This is a genomic window from Caballeronia sp. BR00000012568055 (assembly GCF_029439455.1).
Taxonomy (GTDB): Bacteria; Pseudomonadota; Gammaproteobacteria; order Burkholderiales; family Burkholderiaceae; genus Caballeronia.
Genome location: NZ_JAQFVG010000075.1, coordinates 40833 through 55266, shown reverse-complemented (window position 1 = coordinate 55266; position 14434 = coordinate 40833). Strand labels below are relative to the sequence as shown.

Annotated in this window: 16 protein-coding genes; 14 read left to right on the top strand and 2 right to left on the bottom strand. The window is 61.3% G+C overall.

Annotated elements, in window-relative coordinates:
• The first annotated feature begins 51 nt into the window (after positions 1-51).
• Positions 52-507, top strand: a complete 456-nt coding sequence (locus P7F28_RS05115) for an NfeD family protein (RefSeq protein WP_277183353.1) — start codon at positions 52-54, stop codon at positions 505-507.
• Positions 504-1430 carry an SPFH domain-containing protein gene (locus P7F28_RS05110; RefSeq protein WP_277183352.1) on the top strand — a complete coding sequence of 309 codons (927 nt, stop codon included), beginning with the start codon at positions 504-506 and terminating at the stop codon, positions 1428-1430. Before P7F28_RS05115 ends, P7F28_RS05110 begins: the two co-directional genes overlap by 4 nt.
• Before the next feature lie 29 nt (positions 1431-1459).
• Here the strand turns inward: P7F28_RS05110 and smpB are convergent, their stop codons facing one another.
• Positions 1460-1909 (bottom strand): SsrA-binding protein SmpB, encoded by a 450-nt coding sequence (smpB, locus tag P7F28_RS05105; RefSeq protein WP_277183351.1) that lies wholly within the window; start codon positions 1907-1909, stop codon positions 1460-1462.
• Positions 1910-2047: 138 nt separating this feature from the next.
• Between smpB and P7F28_RS05100 the strand changes: the two genes are divergently transcribed.
• Together P7F28_RS05100 and P7F28_RS05095 are read left to right on the top strand one after the other, a co-directional pair.
• On the top strand, positions 2048-2485 hold the full coding sequence (locus P7F28_RS05100; RefSeq protein ID WP_277183350.1) for a type II toxin-antitoxin system RatA family toxin: 438 nt from the start codon (positions 2048-2050) through the stop codon (positions 2483-2485).
• Positions 2482-2808 carry an RnfH family protein gene (locus P7F28_RS05095; RefSeq protein WP_277183349.1) on the top strand — a complete coding sequence of 109 codons (327 nt, stop codon included), beginning with the start codon at positions 2482-2484 and terminating at the stop codon, positions 2806-2808. The genes P7F28_RS05100 and P7F28_RS05095 overlap by 4 nt, the downstream gene beginning before the upstream one ends.
• A 7-nt stretch (positions 2809-2815) precedes the next feature.
• On the opposite strand, the gene P7F28_RS05090 is transcribed toward P7F28_RS05095, so the two are convergent.
• A complete protein-coding gene (locus tag P7F28_RS05090; RefSeq protein WP_277183515.1) occupies positions 2816-3778 on the bottom strand; it encodes a DMT family transporter in 963 nt (320 codons plus the stop codon).
• Positions 3779-3973: 195 nt separating this feature from the next.
• Here P7F28_RS05090 and guaB point away from each other — a divergent pair, with 195 nt between their 5' ends.
• The 10 genes from guaB to P7F28_RS05040 all read left to right on the top strand — a co-directional run bounded on the left by guaB (position 3974) and on the right by P7F28_RS05040 (position 14360).
• Positions 3974-5434 carry an IMP dehydrogenase gene (gene guaB, locus P7F28_RS05085; protein ID WP_277183348.1) on the top strand — a complete coding sequence of 487 codons (1461 nt, stop codon included), beginning with the start codon at positions 3974-3976 and terminating at the stop codon, positions 5432-5434.
• A 15-nt stretch (positions 5435-5449) separates the two neighbouring features.
• Positions 5450-6199 (top strand): hypothetical protein, encoded by a 750-nt coding sequence (locus tag P7F28_RS05080; protein WP_277183347.1) that lies wholly within the window; start codon positions 5450-5452, stop codon positions 6197-6199.
• A gap of 187 nt (positions 6200-6386) precedes the next feature.
• Positions 6387-7970, top strand: a complete 1584-nt coding sequence (gene guaA, locus P7F28_RS05075) for a glutamine-hydrolyzing GMP synthase (protein ID WP_277183346.1) — start codon at positions 6387-6389, stop codon at positions 7968-7970.
• A 214-nt stretch (positions 7971-8184) separates the two neighbouring features.
• Positions 8185-8556 (top strand): 2'-5' RNA ligase family protein, encoded by a 372-nt coding sequence (locus P7F28_RS05070; protein ID WP_277183345.1) that lies wholly within the window; start codon positions 8185-8187, stop codon positions 8554-8556.
• 83 nt (positions 8557-8639) lie between these two features.
• Positions 8640-9203, top strand: coding sequence for a D-alanyl-D-alanine dipeptidase (gene ddpX / locus P7F28_RS05065; protein WP_277183344.1), 564 nt, complete (start codon positions 8640-8642; stop codon positions 9201-9203).
• Positions 9204-9224: 21 nt separating this feature from the next.
• The gene (locus P7F28_RS05060; RefSeq protein WP_277183343.1) at positions 9225-10802 is read left to right on the top strand and encodes an ABC transporter substrate-binding protein; all 1578 of its coding nucleotides are present in this window, start codon (positions 9225-9227) and stop codon (positions 10800-10802) included.
• Between the two features lie 23 nt (positions 10803-10825).
• Positions 10826-11857: an ABC transporter permease gene (locus tag P7F28_RS05055; RefSeq protein ID WP_277183514.1), complete on the top strand. Its 1032-nt coding sequence runs from the start codon at positions 10826-10828 to the stop codon at positions 11855-11857.
• A 19-nt stretch (positions 11858-11876) separates the two neighbouring features.
• Entirely contained in the window at positions 11877-12788 is a 912-nt protein-coding gene (gene nikC / locus P7F28_RS05050) for a nickel transporter permease (RefSeq protein ID WP_277183342.1), read from the top strand.
• 1 nt (position 12789) lies between these two features.
• Positions 12790-13644, top strand: a complete 855-nt coding sequence (locus tag P7F28_RS05045) for an ABC transporter ATP-binding protein (protein WP_277183341.1) — start codon at positions 12790-12792, stop codon at positions 13642-13644.
• Positions 13641-14360 carry an ABC transporter ATP-binding protein gene (locus P7F28_RS05040; RefSeq protein WP_277183340.1) on the top strand — a complete coding sequence of 240 codons (720 nt, stop codon included), beginning with the start codon at positions 13641-13643 and terminating at the stop codon, positions 14358-14360. Before P7F28_RS05045 ends, P7F28_RS05040 begins: the two co-directional genes overlap by 4 nt.
• The last annotated feature ends 74 nt before the right edge of the window (positions 14361-14434 follow it).

Here is a 14434-nt window from a genome sequence, read left to right as displayed (position 1 = left end):
AAACACCCCGGAACACATTTCGTTCCGGGGTGTTTTCGTTTGGAGACGGCCATGTTGTCGAACGGGTTGTTCTGGTGGATCGCGGCGGGCGCGCTGATCGTGGCGGAGTTGTTTACCGGTACGTTCTATCTGCTCATGATCGCGTTGGGGATGATCGCGGGTGGACTCGCGTTCGTGATCGGCGCGATGCCGCATGTGCAGATGGGGGCGGCGGCGGTGATCGCGTTGATCGCGGTCGGCGTGCTCCGGCGTTCGCGCTTCGGCAATTGGAAGCGCCGCGCCGATGCCACGCACGATAGCGCCGTGAATCTCGATATCGGCGCCACGCTGCAGGTCGGGCAATGGCACGAAGGGCGCGCGCGGGCGATGTATCGCGGGGCGCAGTGGGACGTGGAACTCGCGCCGGGGGAATCCGAAGGCGCACGGCTGTATCGCATTACCGCGCTGGAGGGCAGTCGGCTGATCGTCGCTGCCGAGCACGGCCAACAAAAAGGAGTCACACAATGATTTTCGCGCTAATCGTGCTGGTGATCGCCATCGTGATCGTGGTGAATACGGTCAAGATCGTTCCGCAGCAGCATGCCTGGATTCTCGAACGGCTCGGGCGTTATCACGCCACGTTGACGCCGGGGCTGAATATCGTGCTGCCGTTTATCGACCGGATTGCGTACAAACATGTGCTCAAGGAAATTCCGCTGGAAGTGCCGAGCCAGGTGTGTATCACGCGTGACAACACGCAATTGCAGGTGGACGGCGTGCTGTATTTCCAGGTGACCGATGCGATGAAGGCATCGTACGGTTCGAGCAATTTCGTGTTCGCGATCACGCAGTTGTCGCAGACCACGCTGCGTTCGGTGATCGGCAAGCTGGAACTCGACAAGACCTTCGAGGAACGCGATTTCATCAACCACAGCATTGTGAATGCGCTGGATGAAGCGGCGTCGAACTGGGGTGTGAAGGTGCTGCGCTATGAAATCAAGGATCTGACGCCGCCCAAGGAAATCCTTCACGCGATGCAGGCGCAGATTACCGCCGAGCGTGAGAAGCGCGCGTTGATCGCGGCATCGGAAGGGCGCAAGCAGGAGCAGATCAATCTGGCTTCGGGCGCGCGTGAGGCGGCCATTCAGAAGTCTGAGGGTGAACGGCAGGCGGTGATCAATCAGGCACAGGGCGAAGCCTCCGCGATTCTCGCTGTGGCGGAAGCCAACGCGCAGGCGATCGAAAAAATCGGCACCGCGATTCAGTCGGCGGGCGGCATGGAAGCGGTGAACCTGAAGGTGGCCGAACAGTATGTCGGCGCGTTCGGCAATCTGGCGAAGCAGGGCAACACGCTGATCGTGCCGGGAAATATGTCGGATATGAGTACGATGATCGCGTCGGCGTTGAGCATCGTGAAGGGTGACGGCGGCAGCGTCATAAAGCGGGGATAAAAACAAGGGGCGCTCAGCGCCCCTTTTGCTTACTTCGTCGCGGTGCGCATCAAACGCGCGCGTTCGCGTTCCCAGTCGCGCTTCTTCTCCGTCTCGCGCTTGTCGTGCAGCTTTTTGCCCTTGGCCAGACCGATCTCGCACTTCACGCGGCCTTCCTTGTAGTGGAAGTTCAGCGGCACCAGCGTGTGCCCGCGCTGTTCGACCTTGCCGATCAGCTTATCGATCTGATCGCGATGCAGGAGGAGCTTGCGCGTGCGCACCGGATCGAGATTGGCGAATTTGGATGCTTCGGGCAACGGACTGATATGCGTGCCGATCAGGAACAGCTCGCCCTGCTTGATGACGACATAGCCTTCCTTGATCTGCGCACGGCCCGCGCGCAGCGCCTTGACTTCCCAGCCTTCGAGCACGAGTCCGGCCTCGTAGCGTTCCTCGATGAAGTAATCGAAGGAGGCTTTTCTGTTGTCGATGATGCTCATGAATGGAAAGTGCCCAACTCGTTTAAAATCACGATTTTAGCAGCGTGCCGTCTGACGGAAGAAGCCAAGGCTCGTCTTGCTTGCGCGCTGCCGCCCAAATCAGCTATTGCTACGTCTTTATCGTCCTTACGCGTCTTTATGGCCGACGTTCAAAAAACCGTGTTGATCCGCCATTCAGCGGAAGAAATGTTCGACCTCGTCACCGATGTCGCCGATTACCCCAATTTTCTGCCGTGGTGCGGCGGCGTGGAAATCGGCCGTCAGGATGAGAACGGCATGGAGGCGAAGATCGACATCAGCTTCAAGGGCATCAAGCAGCATTTCGCCACGCGCAATGTGCAGAAGCGGCCGACTTCCATCGATATGGAGTTCCTGAGCGGCCCTTTCAAGAAGTTCACCGGTTTCTGGCGCTTTATCCCGCTGCGCGCGGACGCGTGCAAGATCGAATTCGCGCTGCACTACGAGTTCTCGAATGTGATTCTGGAAAAGCTCATCGGGCCGGTGTTCAGCCATATCGCCAACACTTTCGTCGATTCCTTCGTGAAGCGCGCGGATCAGCGCTACGGCAAACAATGAATCTTCATATCGACGTTTGTTATGGTCTGGCCGATGGCGCGTTTCTCAAGCGCGTCGATCTGCGCGAAGGCGCGACGGTGCGCGAGGCGATTGAGGCGAGCGGCGTGCTCGCGCAGCATCCCGAGATCGATTTGTCGATGCAGAAAGTCGGCGTGTTCGGCAAGCTCAAACCGCTCGATGCGACGCTTGCGGATTTTGATCGCGTGGAGATTTATCGTCCGCTGAAGGTCGATCCGAAGATGGCGCGGCAGCGGCGCGTGGCCAAGACGCGCAAGGCCGGATCGATCGAAGGGCGCAAATGGCAGAACAAGGATTCGCGCTGATTCGCAGTCAGTGCGCGAGCGCCTCGCCTGAAGATTCGACGGCGTGTTGTCGCACCGACCACAGCACGCCGGTCAACAGGAACACGATTGCCAGCACTTCGGGCACGCGCGGATAACGGCCGTCGTAGACGAAGGCGTAGAGCAGCGCGAACAGCGTTTCGAACGCGATCATCTGGCCGGAAAGCGTCAGCGGGAGACGCTTCTGCGCCGCATTCCACAGCATATTTCCTACCCATGACCCGATCGTCGCCAGCAGCGCACAGACGATCCAGAACATGTGCCAGCGCGCGGCCGGCAAGCTCGCCTGCACCATTCCCGCAGGCAACAGCCACATCACCAGACCGATGACCGCGCCGAGCACGCCCGTGACAACGCCCCACAACACGGACCATTCGTTGCCATCGAAATGATCGTTGGCTTGCAGGTAGCGCGCGTTGACGACCGCGTACCACGTCCATGCGGCCAGCGCGCCGATCGCGCAGGCGAGACCGGCCAGACGCGTCAGCACGCTCTCGGCGGGTGTCGCGCTACCGGTGAACAAGTCGCGAAACACATCCAGATTGATGCAAATGATGCCCGCGACCACCAGCCCGAGCGGTCCGATAAGCCGTTTGATATCCACTGCGCCGTGATCGCGGCGGCCGGCGAGCGTCACCGTCACCGGCAAAATCCCCACGATCAGCGATGTCGGCGCCACGCCCACCAGTTGCACGGCGCGCGCGAGCAGCACGTAATACAACAGATTCCCGACCAGCGCGAGCTTCACGAGCGCGACCAGATCCGCGCGCGTCAGTTTGACGAGCAGCCGCCGTGCGAACGGCAGCGCCACCGCCAGCGATACCGCGCCGTACATCAGATAACGCCCGACGCTCAGCACGACCGGCGAGAAATCCGGCAGCAACTTCGGCGCGAGAAAGATGAAACCCCAGATCGCACCCGCAAACATTCCGTACATCACACCGCGCTGCATCGCCCGACTCTCCATCCGAAACCATTGAACTGCGCGCAGCGTACCGGTCATGCACGCGCGCCGTCTTGTCGAATCGTGCAACGCGAAGCCAGAGCCGGTGCGGAAATTGCAGCAAAACGGCCTAAGCTGCTGTTCGGACAGTGAAAACCCGAAGAACAATCGGTATAATCTGCTTTTGCGCCCATAGGATTCGCCATGCGTCTGATCCAGAAAGCACTCACGTTCGATGACGTGCTCCTCGTGCCCGCGTTCTCCAGTGTCTTGCCGCGCGATACCAGCATGAAGTCTCAGCTGACTCGCAATATCTCCCTGAATATGCCCCTCGTGTCCGCAGCCATGGACACGGTCACCGAAGGCCGACTCGCTATCGCTATGGCGCAGATGGGCGGTATCGGCATCGTTCACAAGAATCTCACCGCCAAAGAACAGGCTCGCGAAGTCGCCAAGGTGAAGCGCTTCGAGTCGGGCGTCGTGCGTGATCCGATCACCGTACCGCCGACCATGCGCGTACGCGATGTGATTGCACTGACGCAGCAGCACGGCATCTCGGGTTTTCCGGTGGTGGAGGGCGCGCAGCTTATCGGTATCGTGACGAATCGGGATTTGCGTTTCGAAGAGCGTCTGGACGAGCCGGTGCGCAATATCATGACGCCGCGTGAGCGTCTGGTGACGGTGCGCGAAGGCACGTCGCTGGCGGAGGCGAAGGCGCTGATGCACAGCCATCGTCTGGAACGCGTGCTGGTAGTCAATGATTCGTTCGAACTGCGCGGCTTGATGACGGTGAAGGACATCACCAAGCAGACCGAGAATCCGGACGCATGTAAGGACGAAGACGGCAAGCTGCGCGTGGGCGCGGCGGTCGGCGTCGGTCCGGATAACGAAGAGCGCGTCGAGCTCCTTGCGGCGGCGGGCGTCGATGTGATTGTGGTGGATACGGCGCACGGTCACAGCCAGGGCGTGCTGGAGCGCGTGCGCTGGGTCAAGCAGAACTACCCGCATGTGCAGGTCGTTGGCGGCAATATCGCGACGGCGGCAGCGGCCAAGTCACTGGTCGAATACGGCGCGGACGCAGTGAAGGTCGGTATCGGCCCCGGTTCCATTTGTACGACGCGGATCGTTGCGGGCGTGGGCGTGCCGCAGATCACGGCGATCGCGAATGTATCGGAAGCGCTGCGCGGAACGGGCGTGCCGGTGATCGCGGACGGCGGCGTGCGCTTCTCGGGCGATGTATCGAAGGCACTGGCAGCGGGCGCGAATGTCGTCATGATGGGTTCGATGCTTGCTGGTACCGAAGAATCGCCGGGCGATGTGTTCCTGTACCAGGGCCGTCAGTACAAGTCGTATCGCGGCATGGGTTCGGTCGGCGCGATGAAGGACGGCGCGGCGGATCGCTACTTCCAGGACAACTCGGCGAATATCGACAAGCTGGTGCCGGAAGGGATCGAAGGGCGCGTGGCGTACAAGGGTTCGGTCAACGCCATCCTGTTCCAGATCGTTGGCGGCGTGCGCGCGAGCATGGGTTACTGCGGTTGCCGCACCATCAACGAACTGCATGAGAAGGCGGAATTTGTGCAGATCACGGCAGCTGGCATGCGCGAGTCGCACGTGCATGATGTGCAGATCACCAAGGAAGCGCCGAATTATCACGTTGACTAAAAAGGCGGATCGCGTATGAAACCGTTGCTGCGGGTCGTATTGATCGTCAATGCCCTGATTTTTCTGGCGTTCGGCTTGTTGTTCCTGCTGACGCCGTGGGCAGGTTTGTACGGCGCGCTGCAACTGGATTCGATCCGCGTGCAGCCTGCGTTCGCCGGGCAGTTGCTCGGCATCGCGCTGGTTGGTTTGGCGTGGCTCGCGTTTCATGCGTCGATCGATGGCGCGTTGACGGCGCGGGCCGCGAAAGTATCGGGGCACGTGGAGTGGGTATCGGGCGTGATCGTGCTGGTCTGGCTGCTCGGATTGCGGACGCCGGAAGTCGATGGCTTTGGGCAGATGAGCGCGGCGCTGGTTGGCGTCGTGTTGGTGGTGCTGGGGCTGGGCAGCGTGAGGCTGTCGTCGGCGGTGCGGCGGCGTGAGCGCGCGGCGCTGGCAGGCGCGGCATCTGCGGATCGGGCGGAAAGGAAGGCGGCGAAGAAGCGCGAGGAAGATATCGCGGTTCGTCCCGCAGCGCGTGCGCCTGAAGCCACCGCCATCGATCCCGTCAGCGGACGCACCGTCGTCACACGCGAACGCCTCGACGGCGGCGCGGTCGATCCGGTCACCGGCGCAACACTCGATCCCATCACCGGCCGCTCGCTCGATCCTTTAACTGGCCGCGAAATCGATCCGGTTACCGGCAGGCGCATCGAACCCGTTATCAGCGACGGGATCGATCCGGTCACGGGCCGGCGTATCGATCCGGCCAACGGAGCGCCACGCTGAGCGCGACCGCCACCACCCGGCGCGCCGGCGATGAGCCACAGCGCCTCGACGCGCGCGCAAGCATCACACACCAGCACGGTCGGCCTTCGCGCCGGCCGTCGATTTATGGGCCGCCGGACGGCGCGAGCAGTGCGCGCGCGACCGGCGGCATCGACCTTATTCGTTCACTTAGCCTTTGGCCGCAGCCATGCACGACAAAATCCTGATTCTCGATTTCGGCTCCCAAGTCACTCAACTGATCGCCCGACGCATCCGCGAGTCGCATGTGTATTCGGAAATTCATCCGTACGACGTCGATGAGACCTTTATCCGCGATTTCGCGCCGAAGGGCATCATCCTGTCGGGCGGTCCGAACTCGGTCACGGAAGCGGGTTCGCCGCGCGCGCCGCAAATCGTTTTCGATCTCGGCGTGCCGGTGCTGGGCATCTGTTACGGCATGCAGACGATGGCCGATCAGCTCGGCGGCAAAGTCGAACTCGGCAAGGTGCGCGAGTTCGGCTATGCGGAAGTGCAGGCGACCAACCACACGAACTTTCTCGAAGGCATCGAAGATTTCAAGACTGCGAGCGGCGAAGCGATGCTCAAGGTCTGGATGAGCCACGGCGACAAGGTCGTGGACATGCCCGCCGGTTTCAAGCTGATGGCCTCGACGCCGTCGTGCGCGATCGCCGCCATGGCCGATGACGACCGCCGCTTCTACGGCCTGCAATGGCATCCGGAAGTCACGCACACGGTCAAGGGCCACGCGATGCTCGACCGCTTCGTGCTGGAACTGTGCGGCGCGAAGGCGGACTGGGAGATGGGGCATTACATCGACGAAGCGGTGGAAAAGATCCGCGCGCAAGTCGGCAATGAGCACGTGATTCTCGGCTTGTCGGGCGGCGTGGATTCGTCGGTGGCGGCGGCGCTGCTGCATCGCGCGATCGGCGATCAATTGACGTGCGTGTTTGTCGATCACGGTCTGTTGCGCGAGAACGAAGCGCAACAGGTGATGTCTACGTTTGCCGATCACCTTGGCGTGAAAGTCATTCACGTCGATGCGAGCGAAGCGTTCCTGCAAAAGCTCGCCGGCGTGACCGATCCTGAAGCGAAGCGCAAGATCATCGGCGCGGAATTCGTCGAAGTGTTCGATGCCGAATCGCAAAAACTGACCGATGCCAGGTGGCTCGCGCAGGGCACGATTTACCCGGACGTGATCGAATCGGCGGGCAAGGGCAAGAAGGGCGCGCACACGATCAAGAGCCATCACAACGTTGGCGGTCTGCCGGATACGCTGAATCTGAAACTGCTGGAACCGCTGCGTGAGCTGTTCAAGGATGAAGTGCGTGAGCTGGGCGTGAAGCTTGGCTTGCCGCCTGCGATGGTGTATCGCCATCCGTTCCCGGGGCCGGGTCTGGGCGTTCGGATTCTGGGCGAAGTGAAGCGCGAGTTCGCGGATTTGCTGCGTCGCGCGGATGCGATTTTTATCGAGACGCTGCGTACCACGATCGATAAGGAAACGGGCAAGTCCTGGTATGACCTCACGAGTCAGGCGTTCGCGGTGTTCCTGCCGGTGAAGAGCGTCGGCGTAATGGGCGATGGGCGCACTTACGAGTATGTCGTCGCGCTGCGTGCGGTGCAGACGCTGGATTTCATGACGGCGCATTGGGCGCATTTGCCGCATGAGTTGCTGGGGCATGTGAGCAATCGCATCATCAATGAAGTGCGAGGGATCAATCGGGTTGTTTACGATATTTCGGGGAAACCGCCGGCGACGATTGAGTGGGAATAAAACGCAAGTCGGGGTGCGCACGTGAGTTCCGATTCCCACGCGCGCGTCACCGATTCGCTTTTCTTTGCGCTATTTCCCGATGAGGCCGCCGCTGTCGGTATCGCTGAGTTAAGCGAGCGGCTTCGAATTCAATTCGGACTCAACGCGAAGCCGATTCCCTCGGACCGCGTGCACCTCACGTTGCAATATATCGGCGCGTTTGACGGTCTGCCTGTTGACTTGGTCGAGCGAGCGAGCGAAGGCGGCAGCGGCGGCGATTGCGCTTTCATCCGCCGACATCACGCTCTACCATATCGAAACATTCGCTTCACGCCGCCCGAAACATCCCATCGTGCTATCCGGCGAACCGAGCGATTCCCTGTCCGCGCTCGAAATCCAGTTGGCAAACGCGCTAGCCGTCGCGGGCATCAAAATAAAACGTCATCCGCACTTCAAACCCCACATTACGCTTTTCTACGACATCCAACGTATCCCCAAGAGCGCGATCAAACCCATCACCTGGCAAGCGCGCCGATTCGCTCTGATCCACAGCCACCTCGGCCAATCCCGCTACGAAACGCTCGCGACCTGGCCACTAAACACCTAACCCCACCCGAATCAAAGGGTTTCGCAGAATTTTCGAACAGGTTATGGTTCGTCTATCGGAATTGAAACGATACGACGCGTCTGATGACCTCTTCCAAGCTGCTGCACATCACGCCAGAAACGCATCACGTCCAGATCGATCTCGTCTACGCGACCGATCGCAATCTCACCGGCAAGCCGATCTACAAGGCCGCGCACTGCCTCCTGCTCGAACCCGCGGAAGCGGCGCTGAGAAAGGCCACGACAATCGCGCAGAGCTTCGGCATGACGCTCAGGATTTTCGATGCCTATCGGCCGCCGCAAGCGCAGCAGGTGCTCTGGAACTTCCTGCCCGATCCAACCTTTATCGCGCCGCTCGATCGCGGATCGAATCACAGTCGCGGCACGGCCATCGATCTGACTTTGGTCGATCGAAACGGCGACGAACTCGACATGGGCACCGGTTTCGATGCAATGGTCCCCGAATCCGAGCACTTTCATCCCGGCCTGCCCGAGCACGTCCAGCACAATCGCACGCTGCTGCTCGGCGTGATGCTCGGCGCAGGCTTCGGGCATATCAAAAGCGAGTGGTGGCATTACGAATTGCCAGGCTCGCGCGAGCTTGCTCTGATCGACAACGAAGACAGCGGCCCGATGCGGCTGATGTGAACCGTGAACGGAAAATCGCACATGAAAAAGGCATTGGCTGCATTGACGTTGTCGCTCGCGATTCTGAACGTATCGCAGGCGGCGACGCCGAAAGACATGTTCGTCATGGCCACGCTGCTCGACGAATTCACCTCGCTCGATCCCGGCGAAATCTATGAACTCGTGCCGGAAGAGTACGTCGCCAACACGTACGATCGGCTGGTGCGCGTCGATCTGAAAGACCCGTCGAAATTCAATGGCGATGTCGCGCAATCGTGGACGGTGAGTCCTGACGGCCTGACCTTCACGTTCAAACTCCGCTCCGGTCTCAAGTTCCACTCGGGCAATCCGCTCACCGCCGATGACGTCGCCTGGTCCATCCAGCGCACCGCCTTGCTCGATAAAGGCGCGGCGGCCGTGCTCGCGGGCATCGGATTGACGAAGGCCAATGCACTGCAAAACGTCAAGAAGATCGACGATACAACCATCTCCGTCACCACCGATCAACGTTACGCGCCGACTTTCGTGCTTAACGTGCTCGGCTCGTGGCCGGCGTCGGTGGTGGATCGCAAGCTGGTGGAATCGCACGCGAAGGGCAATGACTACGGCAACGACTGGCTGAAGACGCAGGAAGCCGGTTCGGGCGCGTACAAGCTCGTCAAGTGGACGGCCAACGACAGCATCGTATTGCAGCGTTTCGACGGCTACCGTCTGCCGCTGGCGATGAAGCGTATCGTACTGCGTCATGTGACCGAGGCGGCGAGCCAGCGCCTGATGATCGAAAACGGCGATATCGACGTGGCGCGCGATCTCAGCCCAGACGATCTCGATACGCTCTCGAAAGCCGGCAAGATCAAAGCCACCGCCGTGCCGCAAGCGACGCTGATGTATCTCGGCCTCAACAACAAGAATCCGAATCTCGCCAAGCCGGAAGTGTGGGAGGCGATGAAGTGGCTGATCGATTATCAGGGCATTCAGAAGAACGTGATCCGCACCACGTACAAGGTGCATGAGTCGTTCTTGCCCGAAGGTTTTCTGGGCGCGTACAACGAGATTCCGTATCACCAGGACGTGGCGAAGGCGAAGGCGCTGCTTGCGAAAGCGGGACTGGCAAACGGCTTCACCGTGAAAATGGACGTGCGCAACGATTACCCGTACAGCGAAATCGCGCAGGCCGTGCAGGCGAATCTGGCGCTGGCGAATATCAAGGTGCAACTCGTGCCGAGCGACAACAAGCAGACGCTCGGCCGATACCGCGCGCGGGCGCACGATATCTACATCGGCGAATGGTCGGCGGACTATATCGATCCGCATAGCAACGCGCAGGGTTTCGTCTGGAATCCCGATAATTCCGATGCATCGAGCTACAAGATGCTTGCGTGGCGCAATGCGTGGGACATTCCGCAACTGACGAAGGAAACCAACGCCGCGCTCGCCGAAAGCGACACCGCCAAACGCGCGCAGATGTATCAGTCGATGCAGAAGGAAGTGCTTGCGAAATCGCCGTTCGTGATCATGTTCCAAAAGGTATCGCAGGTGGCGGCGCGGCCGGGCGTGACCGGGCTCGAAGTCGGGCCGATCAACGATCTCGTGTCGTATCGGCATATTCAGAAGCAGTGAATACGCCCGCGCTCCGTGAACGCCTGAACGCGCATCGCGGCGGCGTGCGCGTGCTGGGCGCGCTCGTCAAATGGATCGCGATGCTCGTGGTCACGTTCACCGGTTTGCTTGCGATCACGTTCTTTATCGGCCGCAAGATCCCGATCGATCCCGTGCTCGCCATTCTCGGCGATCGCGCGTCGGCCACGGCGTATGCGGCGGCGCGCGTACAGCTCGGGCTGGATAAACCGCTCATCGATCAGTTCATCATCTACGCGCGCGATGTGCTGCACGGCCATCTCGGCATGTCGCTGCTGACGGCCAACCCGGTAATCGACGATATCAAACGCGTGTTTCCCGCGACCATCGAACTAGCTACGTTGTCGACGTTTATCGGCATCGCGGTCGGCGTGCCGTTGGGCGTGGCGGCGGCGGTGGAACACAATCGCGCGGTCGATCATGTCGCGCGCGTGATCGGCCTCGCGGGCAGTTCCGTGCCGGTGTTCTGGCTCGCGCTGATGGGCTTGTTGCTGTTCTATGCGCGGCTGCATTGGGTCTCTGGACCGGGCCGTATCGATCCGATGTACGACGGCATGGTCGATACCCGCACTGGCAGCCTGCTGCTCGATTCGCTGATGGCCGGCGAGTGGGACGTGTTCAAAAACGCGTTCTCGCATATCGCGCTGCCGGCGGGCGTGCTGGCGTTCTATTCGATCGCCTATTTGTCGCGCATGACGCGCTCGTTCATGCTCGAACAACTCGGTCAGGAATACGTGACGACGGCGCGCGCGAAGGGCTTGCCCGAACGTCGCGTGATCTGGCGGCACGCGTTCGGCAATATCGCGGTGCCGTTGCTGACGGTGATCGCGTTGGCGTATAGCTATCTGCTGGAAGGATCGGTGCTGACGGAAATCGTGTTTGCGTGGCCGGGTATCGGCTCGTATCTGACGGGCGCGCTGCTGAACGCCGATATGAACGCCGTGCTCGGCAGCACGCTGGTGATCGGCGCGACGTTTATCGCGTTGAATCTGCTGACCGACGCGCTGTATCGCGTATTCGATCCACGCGCGCGCTGACATGGAGGACTTCGCTCACATGAAACCGGCGCGGACGAGCTTGCGCGCATGGCTGCTCAGCGATACCCCCGCGTCGCCGCGGCAGGCATCGCTGGGAAGGGCGTATCGGCGCTGGCGCGGGTTCTCGGCGAATCCGCTCAGCATGCTTGGCCTGATGATTTTGCTGCTGCTGATCGTGGTGGCAGTGATCGGGCCATCCATCGTTTCCTACGATCCGCTGAAGCAAGTGCTCTCCGAACGCCTGACGCCGCCCAACGCCGCGCACTGGTTCGGCACCGATCAACTCGGCCGCGATATCTTGTCCCGGCTCGTTCACGGTTCGCGGCTGACCTTGAGCATCGCGATGCTGGTGGTCGTGCTGGTCGTGCCAATCGGGCTTGCAATCGGCACTGTGGCGGGCTATTTCGGCGGTATCGTCGATACGGTGCTGATGCGCGTCACCGATGTCGCGCTCGCGTTTCCGAAAATCGTGCTTGCGCTGGCGTTCGCGGCGGCGCTGGGGCCGGGCGTGCTGAACGCGGTGATCGCGCTGTCGATTACGGCATGGCCGCCGTATGCGCGGCTGGCGCGGGCGGAATCGCTGCGGCTGGCGCAGGCGGACTATATTCACGCGGCGCGGCTGGCGGGCGCATCGCATGGACGGATTCTGTTGCGATACATCGTGCCGTTGTGTTCATCGTCCGTCATCGTGCGCGCCACGCTCGATATGGCCGGCATCATTCTCGCCGTCGCGGGACTCGGCTTTCTCGGCTTGGGCGCGCAGCCGCCCGCGCCGGAATGGGGCTATATGGTCGCGGCAGGCCGCAATGTGCTGCTCGATGCATGGTGGGTCGCCACCATCCCCGGTCTTGCGATTCTCGCCGTGAGTCTCGCGTTCAATCTGCTCGGCGACGGTCTGCGCGACGTCTTCGATCCGCGCAACGGAGGCTGATATGCCGCTTGCCGAAATCGAAGATTTGCACGTTTCCTTCCCCAGTCACGATGGCGCGCTAACGCCCGCCGTGCGCGGCGTTTCGCTGACGTTGAATCGCGGCGAACGGCTTGGAATCGTCGGGGAATCGGGCTCGGGAAAATCGCTGACGGGGCGCGCGCTGCTCGGACTGTTGCCGCCCGCCGCGCAATGGTCGGCCAAAGCGCTGCGTTTCGATGGCCATGATCTGCTCGCCATGCGCGCGAAGGATCGCCGCACGCTCTGCGGCACGCAGATGAGCATGATTCTGCAAGACCCGAAGTATTCGCTCAATCCGGTCATGACCGTCGCGCAGCAGATGCGCGAAACCTTCGCGCGGCAGGGCGAACGCCTGAGCCGCCGCGCGATGCGTGCGCGTATCGTCGAAGCGCTGGCGGCCGTGCATATTCGCGAACCCGAGCGCGTCGCGGATGCGTATCCGCACGAGTTGTCCGGCGGCATGGGCCAGCGCGTGATGATCGCCATGATGGTTTTCGCCGGCCCGCGTCTCCTTATCGCCGATGAACCCACGAGCGCGCTCGACGTGCTCGTGTCCATGCAAGTGCTCTCCGTGCTCGACGAAATGATCGCGCGCCACGACACCGGCCTCGTGTTCATCAGCCACGATTTGCCGCTGGTGATGTCGTTCTGCGACCGCGTCGCGGTGATGTACGGCGGGCGCGTGGTCGAAACCTGCGCAGCACGCGATCTGGCGAACGCGCAGCATCCGTACACGCGCGGACTGCTCGCAGCCAATCCGCCGCTGGAAAATCCGCCCGCCGAACTGCCAACTTTGCGTCGCGATCCCGCCTGGCTCAGCGAGGAATTCGCCCGATGATCGACATCGAACACGCCAGCATCCGCTTCAAGACCAAAACCGGTCACGTCGATGCCGTGCGCGACGTCTCCCTGCGCGTAGAGGAGGGCGAAGTATTCGGTCTGGTCGGCGAATCGGGCAGCGGAAAATCCACCTTGCTGCGCGCGCTGGCCGGACTCACGCCGCTATCGGACGGACGCCTTAACATTGACGCCGATCGCGCTCAAATGGTATTCCAGGATCCGTACGGCTCGCTGCATCCGCGCTTTACGGTCGATAAAACCCTGCGCGAATCGCTGGCGATCAATGGTATCGACGATCAGGATTCCCGCATTTTGGCGGCGCTCGCCGAAGTCGGGCTGGGACCGGCATTCAGATTTCGGTATCCACATCAATTGTCGGGCGGGCAGCGGCAGCGCGTGTCGATTGCGCGCGCGTTGATTGTCGGGCCGCGTGTCTTGCTGCTCGATGAACCGACTTCGGCGCTCGATGTATCGGTGCAGGCGGAGATCCTGAACCTGCTGAAGCGCCTGCACACCGAGCGCCGGCTGACCATGATCCTCGTCAGCCACAATCTCGCCGTGGTCGGATTTCTGTGCCAGCGCGTCGCGGTGATGCAGAACGGCGAGATCGTCGAACAACTCGATATCAACGCCGTGCGCGCCCGAAATGTTCAACACGAATACACGCGCCGCCTGCTCGCCGCCACCGATGGATACGTCCGTGAGCCTCGGTAGTTTTTGCGTCCGTCAAGCGAAATAGTGCGTGCGAGTTCCGCAACTGTTGTGGAAACGAAGCACATAAACGGTAT